11 protein-coding genes, 1 tRNA gene and 1 pseudogene are annotated in these 13,652 nt (G+C 69.9%); 11 read left to right on the plus strand and 2 right to left on the minus strand.

Annotation, left to right across the window (positions count from 1 at the left end; genetic code table 11):
• Nucleotides 1-77 precede the first annotated feature (77 nt).
• From AB0C76_RS11185 to AB0C76_RS11210, 6 genes are all read left to right on the plus strand, one after another.
• The gene (locus AB0C76_RS11185) at nt 78-542 is read left to right on the plus strand and encodes a hotdog fold thioesterase (RefSeq protein ID WP_359962995.1); all 465 of its coding nucleotides are present in this window, start codon (nt 78-80) and stop codon (nt 540-542) included.
• 590 nt (nt 543-1,132) lie between these two features.
• Entirely contained in the window at nt 1,133-2,365 is a 1,233-nt protein-coding gene (locus AB0C76_RS11190) for a branched-chain amino acid ABC transporter substrate-binding protein (protein ID WP_359962998.1), read from the plus strand.
• A gap of 207 nt (nt 2,366-2,572) precedes the next feature.
• Complete coding sequence (locus AB0C76_RS11195; RefSeq protein ID WP_359963001.1) at nt 2,573-3,502, plus strand: branched-chain amino acid ABC transporter permease; 930 nt, start codon at nt 2,573-2,575, stop codon at nt 3,500-3,502.
• Between the two features lie 5 nt (nt 3,503-3,507).
• Nucleotides 3,508-5,436 carry a branched-chain amino acid ABC transporter permease gene (locus AB0C76_RS11200; protein WP_359963004.1) on the plus strand — a complete coding sequence of 643 codons (1,929 nt, stop codon included), beginning with the start codon at nt 3,508-3,510 and terminating at the stop codon, nt 5,434-5,436.
• An 8-nt stretch (nt 5,437-5,444) separates the two neighbouring features.
• On the plus strand, nt 5,445-6,284 hold the full coding sequence (locus tag AB0C76_RS11205) for an ABC transporter ATP-binding protein (RefSeq protein WP_359963184.1): 840 nt from the start codon (nt 5,445-5,447) through the stop codon (nt 6,282-6,284).
• Entirely contained in the window at nt 6,281-6,997 is a 717-nt protein-coding gene (locus tag AB0C76_RS11210) for an ABC transporter ATP-binding protein (protein WP_359963007.1), read from the plus strand. The genes AB0C76_RS11205 and AB0C76_RS11210 overlap by 4 nt, the downstream gene beginning before the upstream one ends.
• Before the next feature lie 58 nt (nt 6,998-7,055).
• On the opposite strand, the gene AB0C76_RS11215 is transcribed toward AB0C76_RS11210, so the two are convergent.
• The gene (locus AB0C76_RS11215; protein ID WP_359963187.1) at nt 7,056-7,673 is read right to left on the minus strand and encodes a response regulator; all 618 of its coding nucleotides are present in this window, start codon (nt 7,671-7,673) and stop codon (nt 7,056-7,058) included.
• A 142-nt stretch (nt 7,674-7,815) separates the two neighbouring features.
• On the opposite strand from AB0C76_RS11215, the gene AB0C76_RS11220 reads away from it, so the two are divergent.
• Both AB0C76_RS11220 and AB0C76_RS11225 read left to right on the plus strand, forming a co-directional pair.
• Nucleotides 7,816-7,888: transfer RNA gene (locus AB0C76_RS11220), tRNA-Leu, on the plus strand.
• Between the two features lie 119 nt (nt 7,889-8,007).
• Nucleotides 8,008-8,687: pseudogene (locus AB0C76_RS11225) on the plus strand (helix-turn-helix domain-containing protein).
• A 45-nt stretch (nt 8,688-8,732) separates the two neighbouring features.
• Here AB0C76_RS11225 and pyk read toward each other — a convergent pair.
• Nucleotides 8,733-10,163 (minus strand): pyruvate kinase, encoded by a 1,431-nt coding sequence (gene pyk, locus AB0C76_RS11230; RefSeq protein WP_359963009.1) that lies wholly within the window; start codon nt 10,161-10,163, stop codon nt 8,733-8,735.
• Between the two features lie 287 nt (nt 10,164-10,450).
• Between pyk and AB0C76_RS11235 the strand changes: the two genes are divergently transcribed.
• From AB0C76_RS11235 to AB0C76_RS11245, 3 genes are read left to right on the plus strand one after another with little or no spacing between them, the layout of a single operon-like run.
• Complete coding sequence (locus AB0C76_RS11235; protein ID WP_359963012.1) at nt 10,451-11,542, plus strand: hypothetical protein; 1,092 nt, start codon at nt 10,451-10,453, stop codon at nt 11,540-11,542.
• Nucleotides 11,539-13,197, plus strand: a complete 1,659-nt coding sequence (locus AB0C76_RS11240; protein ID WP_359963015.1) for an extracellular solute-binding protein — start codon at nt 11,539-11,541, stop codon at nt 13,195-13,197. The genes AB0C76_RS11235 and AB0C76_RS11240 overlap by 4 nt, the downstream gene beginning before the upstream one ends.
• Nucleotides 13,184-13,648: a hypothetical protein gene (locus AB0C76_RS11245; protein ID WP_359963018.1), complete on the plus strand. Its 465-nt coding sequence runs from the start codon at nt 13,184-13,186 to the stop codon at nt 13,646-13,648. The genes AB0C76_RS11240 and AB0C76_RS11245 overlap by 14 nt, the downstream gene beginning before the upstream one ends.
• Nucleotides 13,649-13,652 lie beyond the last annotated feature (4 nt).

Genomic DNA, 13,652 nt, shown 5'->3' on the forward strand with positions numbered 1-13,652 from the left:
GACGGTCGTACGATCACGGTCAGCACGGCCAGCACCACCAGCACGACCCGTGACCCCCGAGCGGCAGGAGTTCCCCCATGACCGACGCGGCCCCCGGCACCGCCCCCGTCCTGAAGGTCCCGCAGGACGTACTGGACCACTTCGCCAAGCTCGGCGTCAGCCCGGAGACGTTCTCCGGCGGCCACCTCGGCGAGAAGCTCGGCATCCGGATCGTCGAGGCCTCGGGCGACCGGGTGGTCGGCACGATGCCGGTCGAGGGGAACCAGCAGCCGTACGGACTGCTGCACGGCGGCGCGTCGGCGGCGCTGGCGGAGACGCTGGGCTCGATCGGCGCGATGCTGCACGCGGGCCCCGGCCGGTACGCGGTGGGCGTCGACCTCAACGCCACCCACCACCGCTCGGCGACGTCCGGGCTGGTCACCGGCGTCGCGACGGCCGTCTTCAAGGGGCGCACCGCCGCCACGTACGAGATCGCGATCACCGACGACACCGGCCGCCGGGTCACCAGCTGCCGGCTGACCTGCATGCTGCGCGACCTCTGACGGCCCGTCGGGCGCCCTTGACGGCGTCCGGCCAGGGCAGATGCCTCGTCAAATCCCTTGTCCGCCCCCTTGTTTGACCTTCTGCCATCGTGGGCAGGCGTTGGTCCAGACAAGGGGGCGGTGGCATATCCGGACGCGCGTCAGGAAATCCCCCATCCGTAACGCTGCGTAACAGCTAGGAAATCCGAGCATTCGGCCACTCCGAAGCCCGACAGGGAGCCGGAGCGCCTTCGCATGCCATCGTTTGTCCGAAATCCGGACGAGTACGCCCGGAACATGCACACCGGACGGCGTTGTTCGATTATCGGTACAGCCAGCAGCAACCCCCATTTCTGGCCCTTACATCGCTCCACCAGCAAGTAAACGCCCGCCGCCGCCGGGTCGGTCGAATCAGAACGACCACATGCTGAGACAAATGCTACGTGTGCTCATAACAAGAGAATCACAGCCTCGCTGCACCACTGCCCGAGCCGCCCCATGGCGCCTAGAGTCACGGCCAGTCACCGCGCCACCCTGATTGGGCCAGGCCACCGCGCATCCCGGCTCCCGCCACTACGGCGCGGCGCCTTCCTGTACCGAAGGGGACCCCCGTGCGTCATCGTTCCGCAGTTGTCGTGAGCATCTCCGTGATCGCCGCCCTCAGCCTCAGCGCGTGCGGCTCCCGCGGCGACAAGAAGTCCGCCGACGGCGGCGCCGGCGGCTCCGGCACCACCGTCACCATCGGCGTCGACGCCCCGCTCACCGGCGACCTCTCCGCCATCGGCATCGGCATCAAGAACTCGGTCGATCTCGCGGTCAAGAAGGCCAACGAGACGAACGAGGTCCCCGGCGTCAAGTTCGCGATCAAGGCCCTCGACGACACCGCCAAGCCCGCCCCGGGCCAGCAGAACGCCACCCAGCTGGTCGCCGACAACACCGTCCTCGGCGTCGTCGGCCCCCTCAACTCCAGCGTCGCGCAGTCGATGCAGCAGATCTTCAACGACGCCAACCTCGTCGAGATCTCCCCCGCCAACACCGGCGTCGCCCTCTCCCAGGGCGAGAAGTGGGCCACCGGCGAGAAGAAGCGCCCCTTCAAGAGCTACTTCCGCACCGCCACCACCGACGCCGTCCAGGGCCCGTTCGCCGCCCAGTTCCTCTACACCGACTCGAAGAAGACCAAGGTCTTCATCATCGACGACCAGAAGACCTACGGCGCCGGCCTCGCCGCCACCTTCAAGGGCGAGTTCACCAAGCTCGGCGGCACCGTCGCCGGCGAGGAGCACGTCAACCCCGACGACCGCGACTTCTCCGCCATCGTCACCAAGGTCAAGAGCTCCGGCGCCGAAGCCGTCTACTACGGCGGCGAGTACCCCGCCGCCGGCCCGCTCTCCCTCCAGCTGAAGGAGGCCGGCCTCAACATCCCGCTCATGGGCGGCGACGGCATGCAGAGCGCCGACTACATCAAGCTCAACCCCAAGAGCACCGGCGACTTCGCCACCGCCGTCGGCGGCGACGTCGCGAAGCTCCCCACCGCCGCCACCTTCATCAAGGACTACCAGGCCGCCGGCTACAAGGACCCGTTCGAGACCTACGGCGGCTACTCCTACGACAGCGCCTGGGCCATCATCGAGGCCGTCAAGAACGTCGTGAACGCCAACGGCGGCAAGGTCCCCTCGAACGCCCGCGCCGCCGTCGTCGACGCCGTCCAGAAGATCTCCTTCGACGGCGTCACCGGCAAGGTCTCCTTCGACGAGTTCGGCGACACCACCAACAAGCAGCTCACCGTCTACACCGTCAAGGACGGCAAGTGGGACGTGGAGAAGTCCGGCACCTTCAACGGCTGAGCCGGCGACCGAGCCGCTGAGCCAGCGGCCCGACGCCCGAGCCACGGCCCCACGGCCGAGCCACGGCCCCGGAGCCGAGCCACGGCCCCGGAGCCGAGCCACCTTCCTCACCAGCACCAACCGCGCGGGGGCGCCACGAGTGCCCCCGCGCGCGCCCACATCCACCCACCCCACGCGGACACCCGAACGCACAACGGAGGCCCAGCGGTGCACGACCTACCGCAGCAGCTGGCCAACGGCCTGATCCTCGGAGCCCTCTACGGGCTCGTCGCGATCGGCTACACGATGGTCTACGGCATCGTCCAGCTCATCAACTTCGCCCACGGCGAGATCGTCATGGTCGGCGGCTTCGGCGCCCTGACCGCCTACCTCGCCCTCCCCGGCGGCACCACCATGTGGCTGGCCCTACCGCTGATGCTGATCGCCGGCATCCTGGTCTCCACCCTCACCGCCGTCGCCGCCGAACGCTTCGCCTACCGGCCCCTGCGGAGCGCACCCCGCCTCGCGCCCCTCATCACCGCCATCGGGCTGTCCATCCTCCTCCAGCAGCTCGTCTTCTCCTTCTACCCCGACGCCAAGAAGGCCCGCGTCTTCCCCAAGATCCCCGGCGACCCCCTGAGCCTCGGCTCCGTCACCATCCAGCCCAGCGACCTCTTCCTCATCGCCGCGGCCCCGCTCTGCATGCTCGCCCTCGGCTGGTTCGTCACCCGCACCCGCTCCGGCCGCGCCATGCAGGCCACCAGCCAGGACCCCGACACCGCCAAGCTCATGGGCATCGACACCGACCGCATCATCGTCATGGCCTTCGCCATCGGCGCCGCGTTCGCCGCCGTCGCCGCCGTCGCCTACGGACTGCGCAGCGGCCAGGTCGACTTCCGCATGGGCTTCATCCTCGGCCTCAAGGCCTTCACCGCCGCCGTCCTCGGCGGCATCGGCAACATCTACGGCGCCATGCTCGGCGGCGTCGCCCTCGGCCTCGCCGAAAGCCTCGCCACCGGCTACATCCAGCACCTGCCCGGCATGAGCCTCTTCGGGGGCGGAGCCTGGAAGGACGTCTGGGCCTTCGTACTCCTCATCCTCGTGCTCCTCGTCCGGCCCCAGGGCCTGCTCGGCGAGCGCGTCGCGGACAGGGCGTGACCACCATGACCACCAGAACCGAAACCAGCCCGGTCATCCCCCTCCCGGCCCGCGCCGCCGCAGCCCTCACCGGCCTCGGCGCCCTCGCCACCGCCGCTTCCGCCGCCATGTCCTGGACGTGGACCTCCGACTTCCCCGGCGACCTCACCTACTACGGCTCCCCCGCCGGCCTCCAGTGGCTCGCCCTCGTCGCCGGACTCCTCACCCTCGTCCTCCTCCTCGCCACCCACGGCACCCCCGGCCTCCGCTGGGCCGCCCCCGGCCGCACCCACAACGCCGTCCTGTACGCCGCCACCGGCGCCCTCGCCGTCGCCGTCTTCTCCGTCACCGCCATCTCCGTCGACCTCGGCGGCCTCGCCAACCTCGAACCCGGCGGCTGGGTCCTCGCCGCCGGCGGCATCCTCGGCCTCGCCGGCGCCCTCGGCCTCCCCCTCGACCGCCGCACCGCCGTCCCGCTGAAGATCCTCGACCGACGGCTCTTCATCCTCGTCCCCGTCGCCCCCGTCGCCTGGATCGGCGCCCACGCCATCCCCGCCGACAAGCCCGTCGCCCCCGTCATGACCGCCCTCGCCGGCGGCCTCGCCATCGCCACGGGTGCCGTCCTCCTCGTCCAGCTCGGCCACCTCGCCAACACCTGGCTGCGCCTGGGGAAGATCGACCGGCCGCTGCCCGCGCCGCGCCAACTCCCCTCCTGGGTCGAGGTCCTGATCATCGTCGCGGCCTTCGGCGCCGGCCTGTTCGTCATCACCTTCGGCGTCGACACCGACTACGGCGAGCTCTTCACCGGCTACCTGCTCCTCACCGTCTTCGTCGCCGCCGCCCTCACCCGGTCCGGACTCGTCGCCCGCCTGCGCGCGCTGACCGTCAAGCACCGGCCCGTCACCACCGGCGCCGCCTTCGCCGCCGCCGCCAGCTTCCCGTTCACCCAGAGCAGCGACCAGTACACCTCGGTCGCCACCAACATCCTGATCTTCGCGACCGTCGCGCTCGGCCTCAACATCGTCGTGGGCCTCGCCGGCCTGCTCGACCTCGGCTACGTCGCCTTCCTCGGCGTCGGCGCCTACGCCGCCGCGCTCGTCTCCGGCTCCCCCGCCTCGCCCATCCACGTCCAGTTCCCGTTCTGGGCCGCGATGCTCACCGGCGCCGCCGTCTCGATGATCTTCGGCGTCCTCATCGGCGCCCCCACCCTGCGGCTGCGCGGCGACTACCTCGCCATCGTCACCCTCGGCTTCGGCGAGATCTTCCGCATCACCATGCAGAACCTGAACGGCACCACCGGCCCCAAGGTCACCAACGGTGCCAACGGCATCCCGCGGATCCCCGACCTGGAGATCTTCGGCTTCAACCTCGGCGAGTCCCACAGCGTCGGCGCCATCGAACTCGGCCGGTTCTCCAACTACTACCTGCTGATGCTGCTCGTCACCGCCTTCGTCGTGCTCGTCTTCGCGCGCGTCGGCAACTCCCGCATCGGGCGCGCGTGGGTCGCCATCCGCGAGGACGAGACCGCCGCCGAGGCCATGGGCATCAACGGCTTCCGCCTCAAGCTCCTCGCCTTCGCCCTCGGCGCCTGCCTCGCCGGCCTCGCCGGCACCGTCCAGGCCCACGTCAGCTACACCGTCACCCCCGACCAGTACACCTTCGCCGAGGCCCTCCCGCCCAACTCCGCCTTCCTCCTCGCCGCCGTCATCCTCGGCGGCATGGGCACCATCAGCGGGCCCCTCGCCGGCGCCACCCTCCTCTTCCTCATCCCGAAGAAACTCGAATTCCTCTCCGACTACCAGCTCCTCGCCTTCGGCGCCGCCCTCATCGTCCTCATGCGCGTCCGCCCCGAAGGCCTCATCCCCAACCGGCGGCAGCAGCTCGAATTCCACGAGGCCGCCATCCCGGCCCAGCCCACCGGCGAGCCGACCGCACTCACCAAGGCAGGGGCGTGACCGACCCGATGACCACCACCGAGACGCCCCCCGCCGACACGCCCAGGTCCACCGAGCCCATCCTCGACGTCACCGGCGTCACCATGCGCTTCGGCGGCCTCACCGCCGTCAACAACGTCTCCCTCACCGTCGGCGAGGGCGAGATCATCGGCCTCATCGGCCCCAACGGCGCCGGCAAGACCACCTTCTTCAACTGCCTCACGGGCCTCTACGTCCCCACCGAGGGCCAGGTCCGCTACCGGGGCACCGTCCTGCCGCCCAAGCCCCACCTCGTCACCCAGGCCGGCATCGCCCGCACCTTCCAGAACATCCGGCTCTTCGCCAACATGACCGTCCTGGAGAACGTGCTCGTCGGCCGCCACACCCGCACCAAGGAAGGCATCTTCTCCGCCATCCTCCGCGGCCCCGGCTACCACCGCGCCGAAGCCGAGAGCCGCGAGCGGGCCATGGAACTCCTCGCGTTCACCGGACTCGCCGAGAAGGCCGACCACCTCGCGCGCAACCTCCCCTACGGCGAGCAGCGCAAGCTGGAGATCGCCCGCGCCCTCGCCTCCGACCCCGGCCTCCTCCTGCTCGACGAACCCACCGCCGGCATGAACCCCCAGGAGACCCGCGCCGCCGAGGAACTCGTCTTCGCCATCCGCGACAAGGGCATCTCCATCCTCGTCATCGAGCACGACATGCGGTTCATCTTCAACCTCTGCGACCGCACCGCCGTGCTCGTCCAGGGCCAGAAGATCGTCGAGGGCGACCGCGAGACCGTCCAGAACGACGAGCGCGTCATCACCGCCTACCTCGGCGCCCCGCTGGAGGACAGCACCACCGCAACACCGGAGGACACCAAGTGACCGCGCTCCTGGAGGTCGAGGACCTCCGCGTCTCCTACGGCAAGATCGAAGCCGTCAAGGGCATCAGCTTCACCGTCAACCAGGGCGAGGTCACCACCCTCATCGGCACCAACGGCGCCGGCAAGACCACCACCCTGCGCACCCTCTCCGGCCTGCTCAGACCCACCGCCGGCCGGATCACCTTCGAGGGCGGGGACCTCGCGACCGTCCCCGCCCACAAGATCGTCGCCCTCGGTCTCGCCCACTCCCCCGAGGGACGGCACATCTTCCCGCGCATGACCATCGAGGAGAACCTCCTCCTCGGCGCCTTCCTGCGCAGCGACACCGCCGGCATCCAGGCCGACGTGGAACGGGCCTACACCCTGTTCCCCATCCTCGGCGAGCGCCGCAAGCAGGCCGCCGGCACCCTGTCCGGCGGCGAACAGCAGATGCTCGCGATGGGCCGGGCGCTGATGTCCCAGCCCAAGCTGCTGATGCTCGACGAGCCGTCGATGGGCCTGTCGCCCCTGATGATGCAGAAGATCATGGCGACGATCGTCGAGCTGAAGTCGAGCGGCACGACGATCCTCCTCGTCGAACAGAACGCCCAGGCGGCGCTCTCGCTGTCCGACCGCGGCTACGTCATGGAGACCGGCCGCATCGTCCTCAGCGGCACCGGGGCCGACCTCCTGCACGACGAGTCCGTGCGGAAGGCGTACCTCGGCGAGGACTGATCCCGCACACGCCGAAGGGCCCGGCAGAACGATCTGCCGGGCCCTTCGCCATGCCGTCCTACTCGGTGGGCTTGCCCTCGTCCGCCTTCTTGCGGTCCTGGGCCTCGCCCTCCTCGATGACCGCCTCGGCGACGGCGGCCATCGTCATGCGCCGGTCCATCGACGTCTTCTGGATCCACCGGAAGGCAGCCGGCTCGTTCAGCCCGAACTTCGTCTGCAGCACGCTCTTCGCCCGGTCCACCAGCTTCCGGGTCTCCAGGCGCTGCGAGAGGTCCGCGATCTCCTGCTCCAGCGTGCGCATCTCCGCGTACCGAGAAACGGCCATCTCGATCGCCGGCACCAGGTCCGCCTTGGAGAACGGCTTCACGATGTACGCCATCGCCCCGGCATCGCGGGCCCGGTCCACCAGCTCCCGCTGCGAGAACGCGGTCAGCATCAGCACGGGAGCCAGGTGCTTCTCATGGATCTGCTCCGCGGCGGAGAGCCCGTCCAGGACCGGCATCTTCACGTCGAAGATCGCCAGATCCGGCTTCAGCTCCTCCACCAGCCGCACCGCCGTGGCCCCGTCCCCGGCCTCGCCGACGACGGTGTAACCCTCCTCTTCGAGCATCTCCTTGAGATCAAGACGGATCAACGCCTCGTCCTCGGCGATCACAATCCGAGTGATCTGGGGCATATCGGTCTCAAGCGGCTGTGCCTGCTCGTCGGCGGCGCTCACGTGGCTCCTCGTTCCGGCGGGGTACTGCATGCACGAGGGTACCTAGACACGGTATGTTTGAGTTCAACAGGGTCGGGGGGCAACCTTCGAATCTGTGGATGCCCCGGTAGTCCAGCGGAAGAGACACGGCACTCAAAACGCCGCCAGCGTGGGTTCGAATCCCACCCGGGGTACTTTTCCTTCGATTCTAAAGCCACTTAGGGCCACCTAATGGTTGGCGATCTTCATTCGTTCGAGTAGTAACAATTCAGTTCGCCCGCGCGTTCGACGCCAGGGTCGCAGGATCGCCCGTATGGCAGTTCGATCCCTCCGCGAAGAAGCCGTCCTGCTGCTACGTCAGGGCGCCCGCAACTGCGATGTCTCGCGCCGACTCGGAGTTCCGTCCGGCACCGTTTCGTGGTGGAAGCTGCAGGATCGCGCCAAGCATGGTGACTTCCCAGCCCCTGAGCGCGCCACATGCTTCCGCTGCCACTCCGACGAGCTCAACCGCCAGGCCTATGCCTACCTGCTCGGTGCCTACCTGGGCGACGGCCACATCACGCACTCGAAGTTGTCCCGGACGCAGAGCTTGTTCGTCACGTGTGACGACAAGTGGCCAGGGGTCATGGATGCTGTCGAGCAAGCCATCCGCAGGGTGTTTCCGAAGAACGACACCTACCGGCTGCAACGCCCAGGCTGCCACAACGTCAAGCTCCACTCCACGCACCTGACCTGCTACTTCCCCCAGCACGGCCCTGGCAAGAAGCACGAGCGCACCATATCCCTGGAGCCCTGGCAGCAGGAGATCGTCGACGACCACCCCTGGGAGTTCCTGCGCGGCCTCATCCACTCCGACGGCTGCCGCATCACCAACTGGACGACCCGGACCGTGGGCGGCATCCAGAAGCGCTACGAGTACGCGCGACCGATGTCTCCATCGCGCGCAAGGAGTCCGTCGCCCTCATGGACGCCCACATCGGCCCCAAGTACTGACGACGGCGCGGCCCTTCCGCACGAAGGGCCGCACCGAAGTGGGGCTCAGACGTCCAGGGTGCCCACGTGGTGGACGCGGACGAGGTTGGTGGAGCCGGCGAGGCCGGGGGGTGAGCCGGCGGTGATGATGACGATGTCGCCCTTCTGGCAGCGGCCCAGGGACAGCAGCGCGGCGTCGACCTGTTCGACCATCTGGTCGGTGGTCGGGGCGAAGGGGCCGAGGAAGGTCTCGACGCCCCAGGTGAGGGCGAGTTGGCTGCGGACGGCGGGTTCGTAGGTGAAGGCGAGGACGGGGATGGGCGAGCGGTAGCGGGTCAACCGACGTGCGGTGTCACCGGACTGGGTGAAGGCGATGAGGTACTTGGCGTGCAGGAAGTCGCCGATCTCGGCGGCCGCGCGGGCGACGGCGCCGCCCTGGGTGCGAGGCTTGCTGCCCGCGGTGAGCGGGGGCAGGCCGGCGGCGAGGATGTCGTTCTCGGCGGCCTCGATGATGCGGCCCATGGTCTTGACGGTCTCGACGGGGTACTTGCCCACCGAGGTCTCGCCGGAGAGCATCACCGCGTCCGCCCCGTCGAGGACGGCGTTGGCGACGTCGGAGGCCTCGGCGCGGGTGGGCCGGGAGGCGTTGATCATCGAGTCGAGCATCTGGGTGGCGACGATGACCGGCTTGGCGTTGCGCTTGGCGAGCTTGACGGCGCGCTTCTGGACGAGCGGGACCTGTTCGAGGGGCATCTCCACGCCCAGGTCGCCGCGGGCCACCATGACGCCGTCGAAGGCGTCGACGATGTCCTCCAGGTTCTCGACCGCCTGCGGCTTCTCGATCTTGGCGATGACCGGGACGGACCGCCCCTCCTCGGCCATGATCCGGTGGACGTCGAGGACGTCGCGCCCGCTGCGGACGAAGGAGAGCGCGACGAGGTCGGCGCCGGTCCGCAGGCCCCACCGCAGGTCGGCGACGTCCTTGTCGCTGAGTGCGGGGACGGAGACGGCGACGCCGGGGAGGTTGAGGCCCTTGTGGTCGGAGACGAGGCCGCCCTCGATGACGGTGCACCGCACGTGCGGCCCGTCGACCTCGGCGACCTCCAGGGTGACCCGGCCGTCGTCGACGAGGATGCGCTCGCCGCGCGAGACGTCGCCGACGAGGCCCTTGTAGGTGGTGCCGCAGATGTCCTTGTCCCCCACGACGCCGTCGTCGGTGGAGATCGTGAACTCGTCGCCGCGTTCGAGGAGTACGGGCCCGTGGGCGAAGGTGTCGAGGCGGATCTTCGGACCTTGGAGGTCGACGAGGACGCCGACGCTGCGGCCGGTCTCGTCGGCGGCCTTGCGGACGCGGCGGTAGCGCTCCTCGTGTTCGATGTGGGAGCCGTGGCTGAGGTTGAAGCGGGCGATGTCCATCCCGGCGTCGACCAGGGCCTTGATCTGGTCGTACGAGTCGGTGGCGGGCCCGAGGGTACAGACGATTTTTGCTCGGCGCATACTGCTGAGCGTAGGCATTACCGGCGCGTAACCTCGACGTGGGTCCGGACCTCGGGATGACCTTTGCCGGAAGGCGAGTTGAACAATCTGACACATCCTCGGACCGGTGTGCGACGGGCCCGGTCGCGCTGCTCTCCGCCCGACCGGCCGATGCGATTCCGTGAAGGGGAGTTCACCCCCGGTTCACCGCCGCTTCGGCCGCCGCTCCCGGCCCGGCGGGACGCTCGTCACCCGGGGACCACCCGGTTGACGTAACGGACGTAACGGGCGAGGGGGAAGCGTTCGGCATGAGACGCGCGTTGGGGGTGCTGGCGGCCTTGGTGCTGCTCGGCGGGGTGACGTACGCGCTGATCCCGGATCCGGATCCGCATCCGGGGCCCGGGCCGCTCGTCAAGGTGAACGGCCTGATCGGTTCGGAGAAGCGCGCCTTCTTCGAGAACCAGGAGGTCAAGGACGAGTTGGCGAAGCAGGGACTGGAGGTGCACGCGGACTCGACCGGTTCGTGGACGATGGTCGACCAGGCGAAGCAGGCGGGCATCGACTTCGCCTTCCCGGCCAGCACGTCGCCGGTGAAGGACATCCAGAAGATCTGGGGTCTCCAGGACTCGCCGCTGGTGCCGTTCTACTCGCCGCTGGTGATCGTGACGCACCAGGCCGTCGCGGCCGTGCTGGAGGCGAACGGCCTCGCGGACGAGGACAAGGGCATCGTGACGTTCCGGATGGACGCGTACCTGGAGGCGTTGAGGTCCGGCAAGAAGTGGCAGGACCTCAACGGCGCGGCCGCCCACCCCGAGCTGTCCGGCCGGATCTTCGTGACCACGACGGACCCGCAGAGCTCGTCGTCGGGCGCGATGTACGTCGCCCTGCTGTCGTACCTCCTGAACAACCACCAGCCGGTGGCCGACCAGGCGGGGATCGACGCCTCGAAGGACGTCCTGCGCACCGCGACCTCCGTGCAGGGCGGCCAGAAGAGCAGCAGCGACGAGCCGTTCAAGGACTTCCTGGCGGGCGTCGGCAACCCGCTGGTGTTCGCCTACGAGTCGCAGGCCGCGCAGCTGGTGCTGAGCGGCGTGCCGACCGGCGACATGGTGGTGATGTACCCGGACTCGACGATCTACTCGGACCACACGGTGGTCGCCCGCGGCGACAAGGGCGCGAAGCTGGCCGGCCTGCTCCAGGACGATCCCGAACTGCGGCGGCTGGAGGCGAAGTTCGGCTTCCGACCGCAGGCCGACAAGGACGTGTTCGCCAAGGAGGTGAGCGGCCGGAAGCCGACGTTCGCGCCGGACCTCTCGTCGGCGAAGTTGAAGCAGTGGCAGGTGCCGACCCAGGACGTCCTGCAGAAACTGGTCGCCGCGGCGAAGGGGAACGCTCAGTGAACAGCCGTACCGTCCGTACGACGTGGCGCCTCGCCGCCTCCGCCGTCGCGCTCCTCGTGGCGACGGCCTGCACGTCCTCGGCCCCGAAGCCCGACCCGTCCCCCAACGCCACGGACGCGCCCGCGCCCACCGCGCGCCCGGGCGTCCTGCGCATCCTGGCGGGCAGCGAGCTGCAGGACATGGCGCCGATCCTGGAGGAGGCGAAGAAGGCCACCGGGGTGACGGTCCAGTTCGCGTGGACGGGCTCGCTCGACGGCGCGGACGCCGTGTCCTCGGGCAAGGCGGACGGCAAGTACGACGCGGTGTGGTTCCCGTCGAACCAGTACCTGCGGCTGGACGGCGACGGACGCTCGAAGCTCCTGTCCGAGACCCCGGTCATGGTCTCCCCGGTGGCGGTCGGCGTGCGCTCGTCCGTCCTGGGCGACCTGGGCTGGGGGGACGGTTCGAAGGTCACCTGGGCGCAGATCGGGGACGCGGCGGCGGCCGGGAAGCTGTCGTACGGGATGTCCGATCCGTCCCGGTCGAACTCGGGCTTCTCGACGCTGGTCGCGGTGGCGTCGGCGTTCTCGGGGGCGGGGGCGGCGCTGACCGACGAGGACGTGCAGAAGGCGACGCCGTCGCTGAAGAAGTTCTTCACCGGCCAGAGGCTGACCTCGGGCTCGTCGGGCTGGCTGGCGCAGGCGTACAGCCGGGCGGAGCCGGGCAAGGTGGGGGCGCTGGTCAACTACGAGTCGGTGCTGCTGTCGATGAACAAGACGCTGCCCGCGGACCGGCAGCTGACGGTCGTGCGCCCGGTGGACGGCGTGGTGTCGGCGGACTACCCGCTGTCGCTGCTGTCCGCCGGCGCCCAGAGCGAGCGCGACTCGTTCCAGCGGCTCACGCAGTACCTGCTCACGCCGGACGTGCAGAAGCGCATCTCCGAGGTGACGCTGCGCCGCCCGGTGACCCCGGGGGCCGCGGCCGCGCCGTCGCTGCCGTCCGACCGCCGCCGGGAGCTGCCGTTCCCGGGCACCCGGGCCGTCGCGGACGGGCTGCTGTCCTCGTACCAGAACGAGCTGCGCCGCCCGTCCCGGACGGTGTACGTGCTGGACACCTCCGGCTCGATGGAGGGCTCGCGGATCACGTCGCTGAAGTCCGCGCTCGGCCGGCTGACCGGCACCGACGACACCCGCGGGGTGAGCCGCTTCCGGGACCGCGAGGAGGTGACGCTGATCTCCTTCGCGTCCAAGGTGAAGTGGACGAAGACGCACGCGGTGCCGGCCTCCGGCAGCCGGCCGGGGCCCGAGGCGGAGCTGGCGTCGATCAACGCGGACGTGCAGTCGCTGTCGGCCGACGGCGGCACGGCGCTGTACGACGCGCTGGAGGAGGCGTACCGGGTGATCGACCGGCAGCAGAAGGCGGCCGGGGACGACCGGTTCACCTCGATCGTGCTGATGACGGACGGGGAGAGCAACGAGGGCGCCACGGACGGGGACTTCAAGAAGTTCCACGACGCGCTGGCGGCCGGGCCGAAGGCGATCCCGGTCTTCCCGATCAAGTTCGGCGAGGCGGCGGTGAGCCAGCTGCAGGGGATCGCGGACGAGAGCGGCGGCAAGCTCTTCGACGGGACGAGCTCGCTGGACGGCGTGTTCGAGGAGATCCGTGGCTACCAGTGACGGGCCCGGCCGGCAGGCGCTGAAGTACCTGGAGTCGGGCCGGAACCTGGTCGGCTGCGCGGGCGGCGCGATCGGGCTGGGTCTGCACTTCGCGGGCCTGGGCGGGGCGTGGTGGCCGGGGGTGGTGGCGGCCCTGTACGCGGCGGGCGCGCTGCTGGCTCCCCCGAAGCAGCCGGTGGAGCCGCCCGACCCCGAACTGGACGCCCTGGTCGCCTACCTGCGGACCGTCCCGCTGCCGTCCGCCGTCCGGGTGGACGGCCTGCTGGAAGCGCTGCGCGCCGCCGGGCCGGGCCCGGCGGCCGGGCGGCGGATCGTGCGGGACGGCCTGCCGCTCGCCGTGGCCGGCTACCTGCGGGCCCGCACGTGGCAGCCGTGGGCGGGCGCGGACGGTCCGGATCCGGAGATCGAACTCGCGCGCGAGGTGGACCTGATGGCCGCGCAACTCGGCTGATTTC

This window comes from Kitasatospora sp. NPDC048722 (assembly GCF_040650235.1).
GTDB lineage: Bacteria > Actinomycetota > Actinomycetes > Streptomycetales > Streptomycetaceae > Kitasatospora.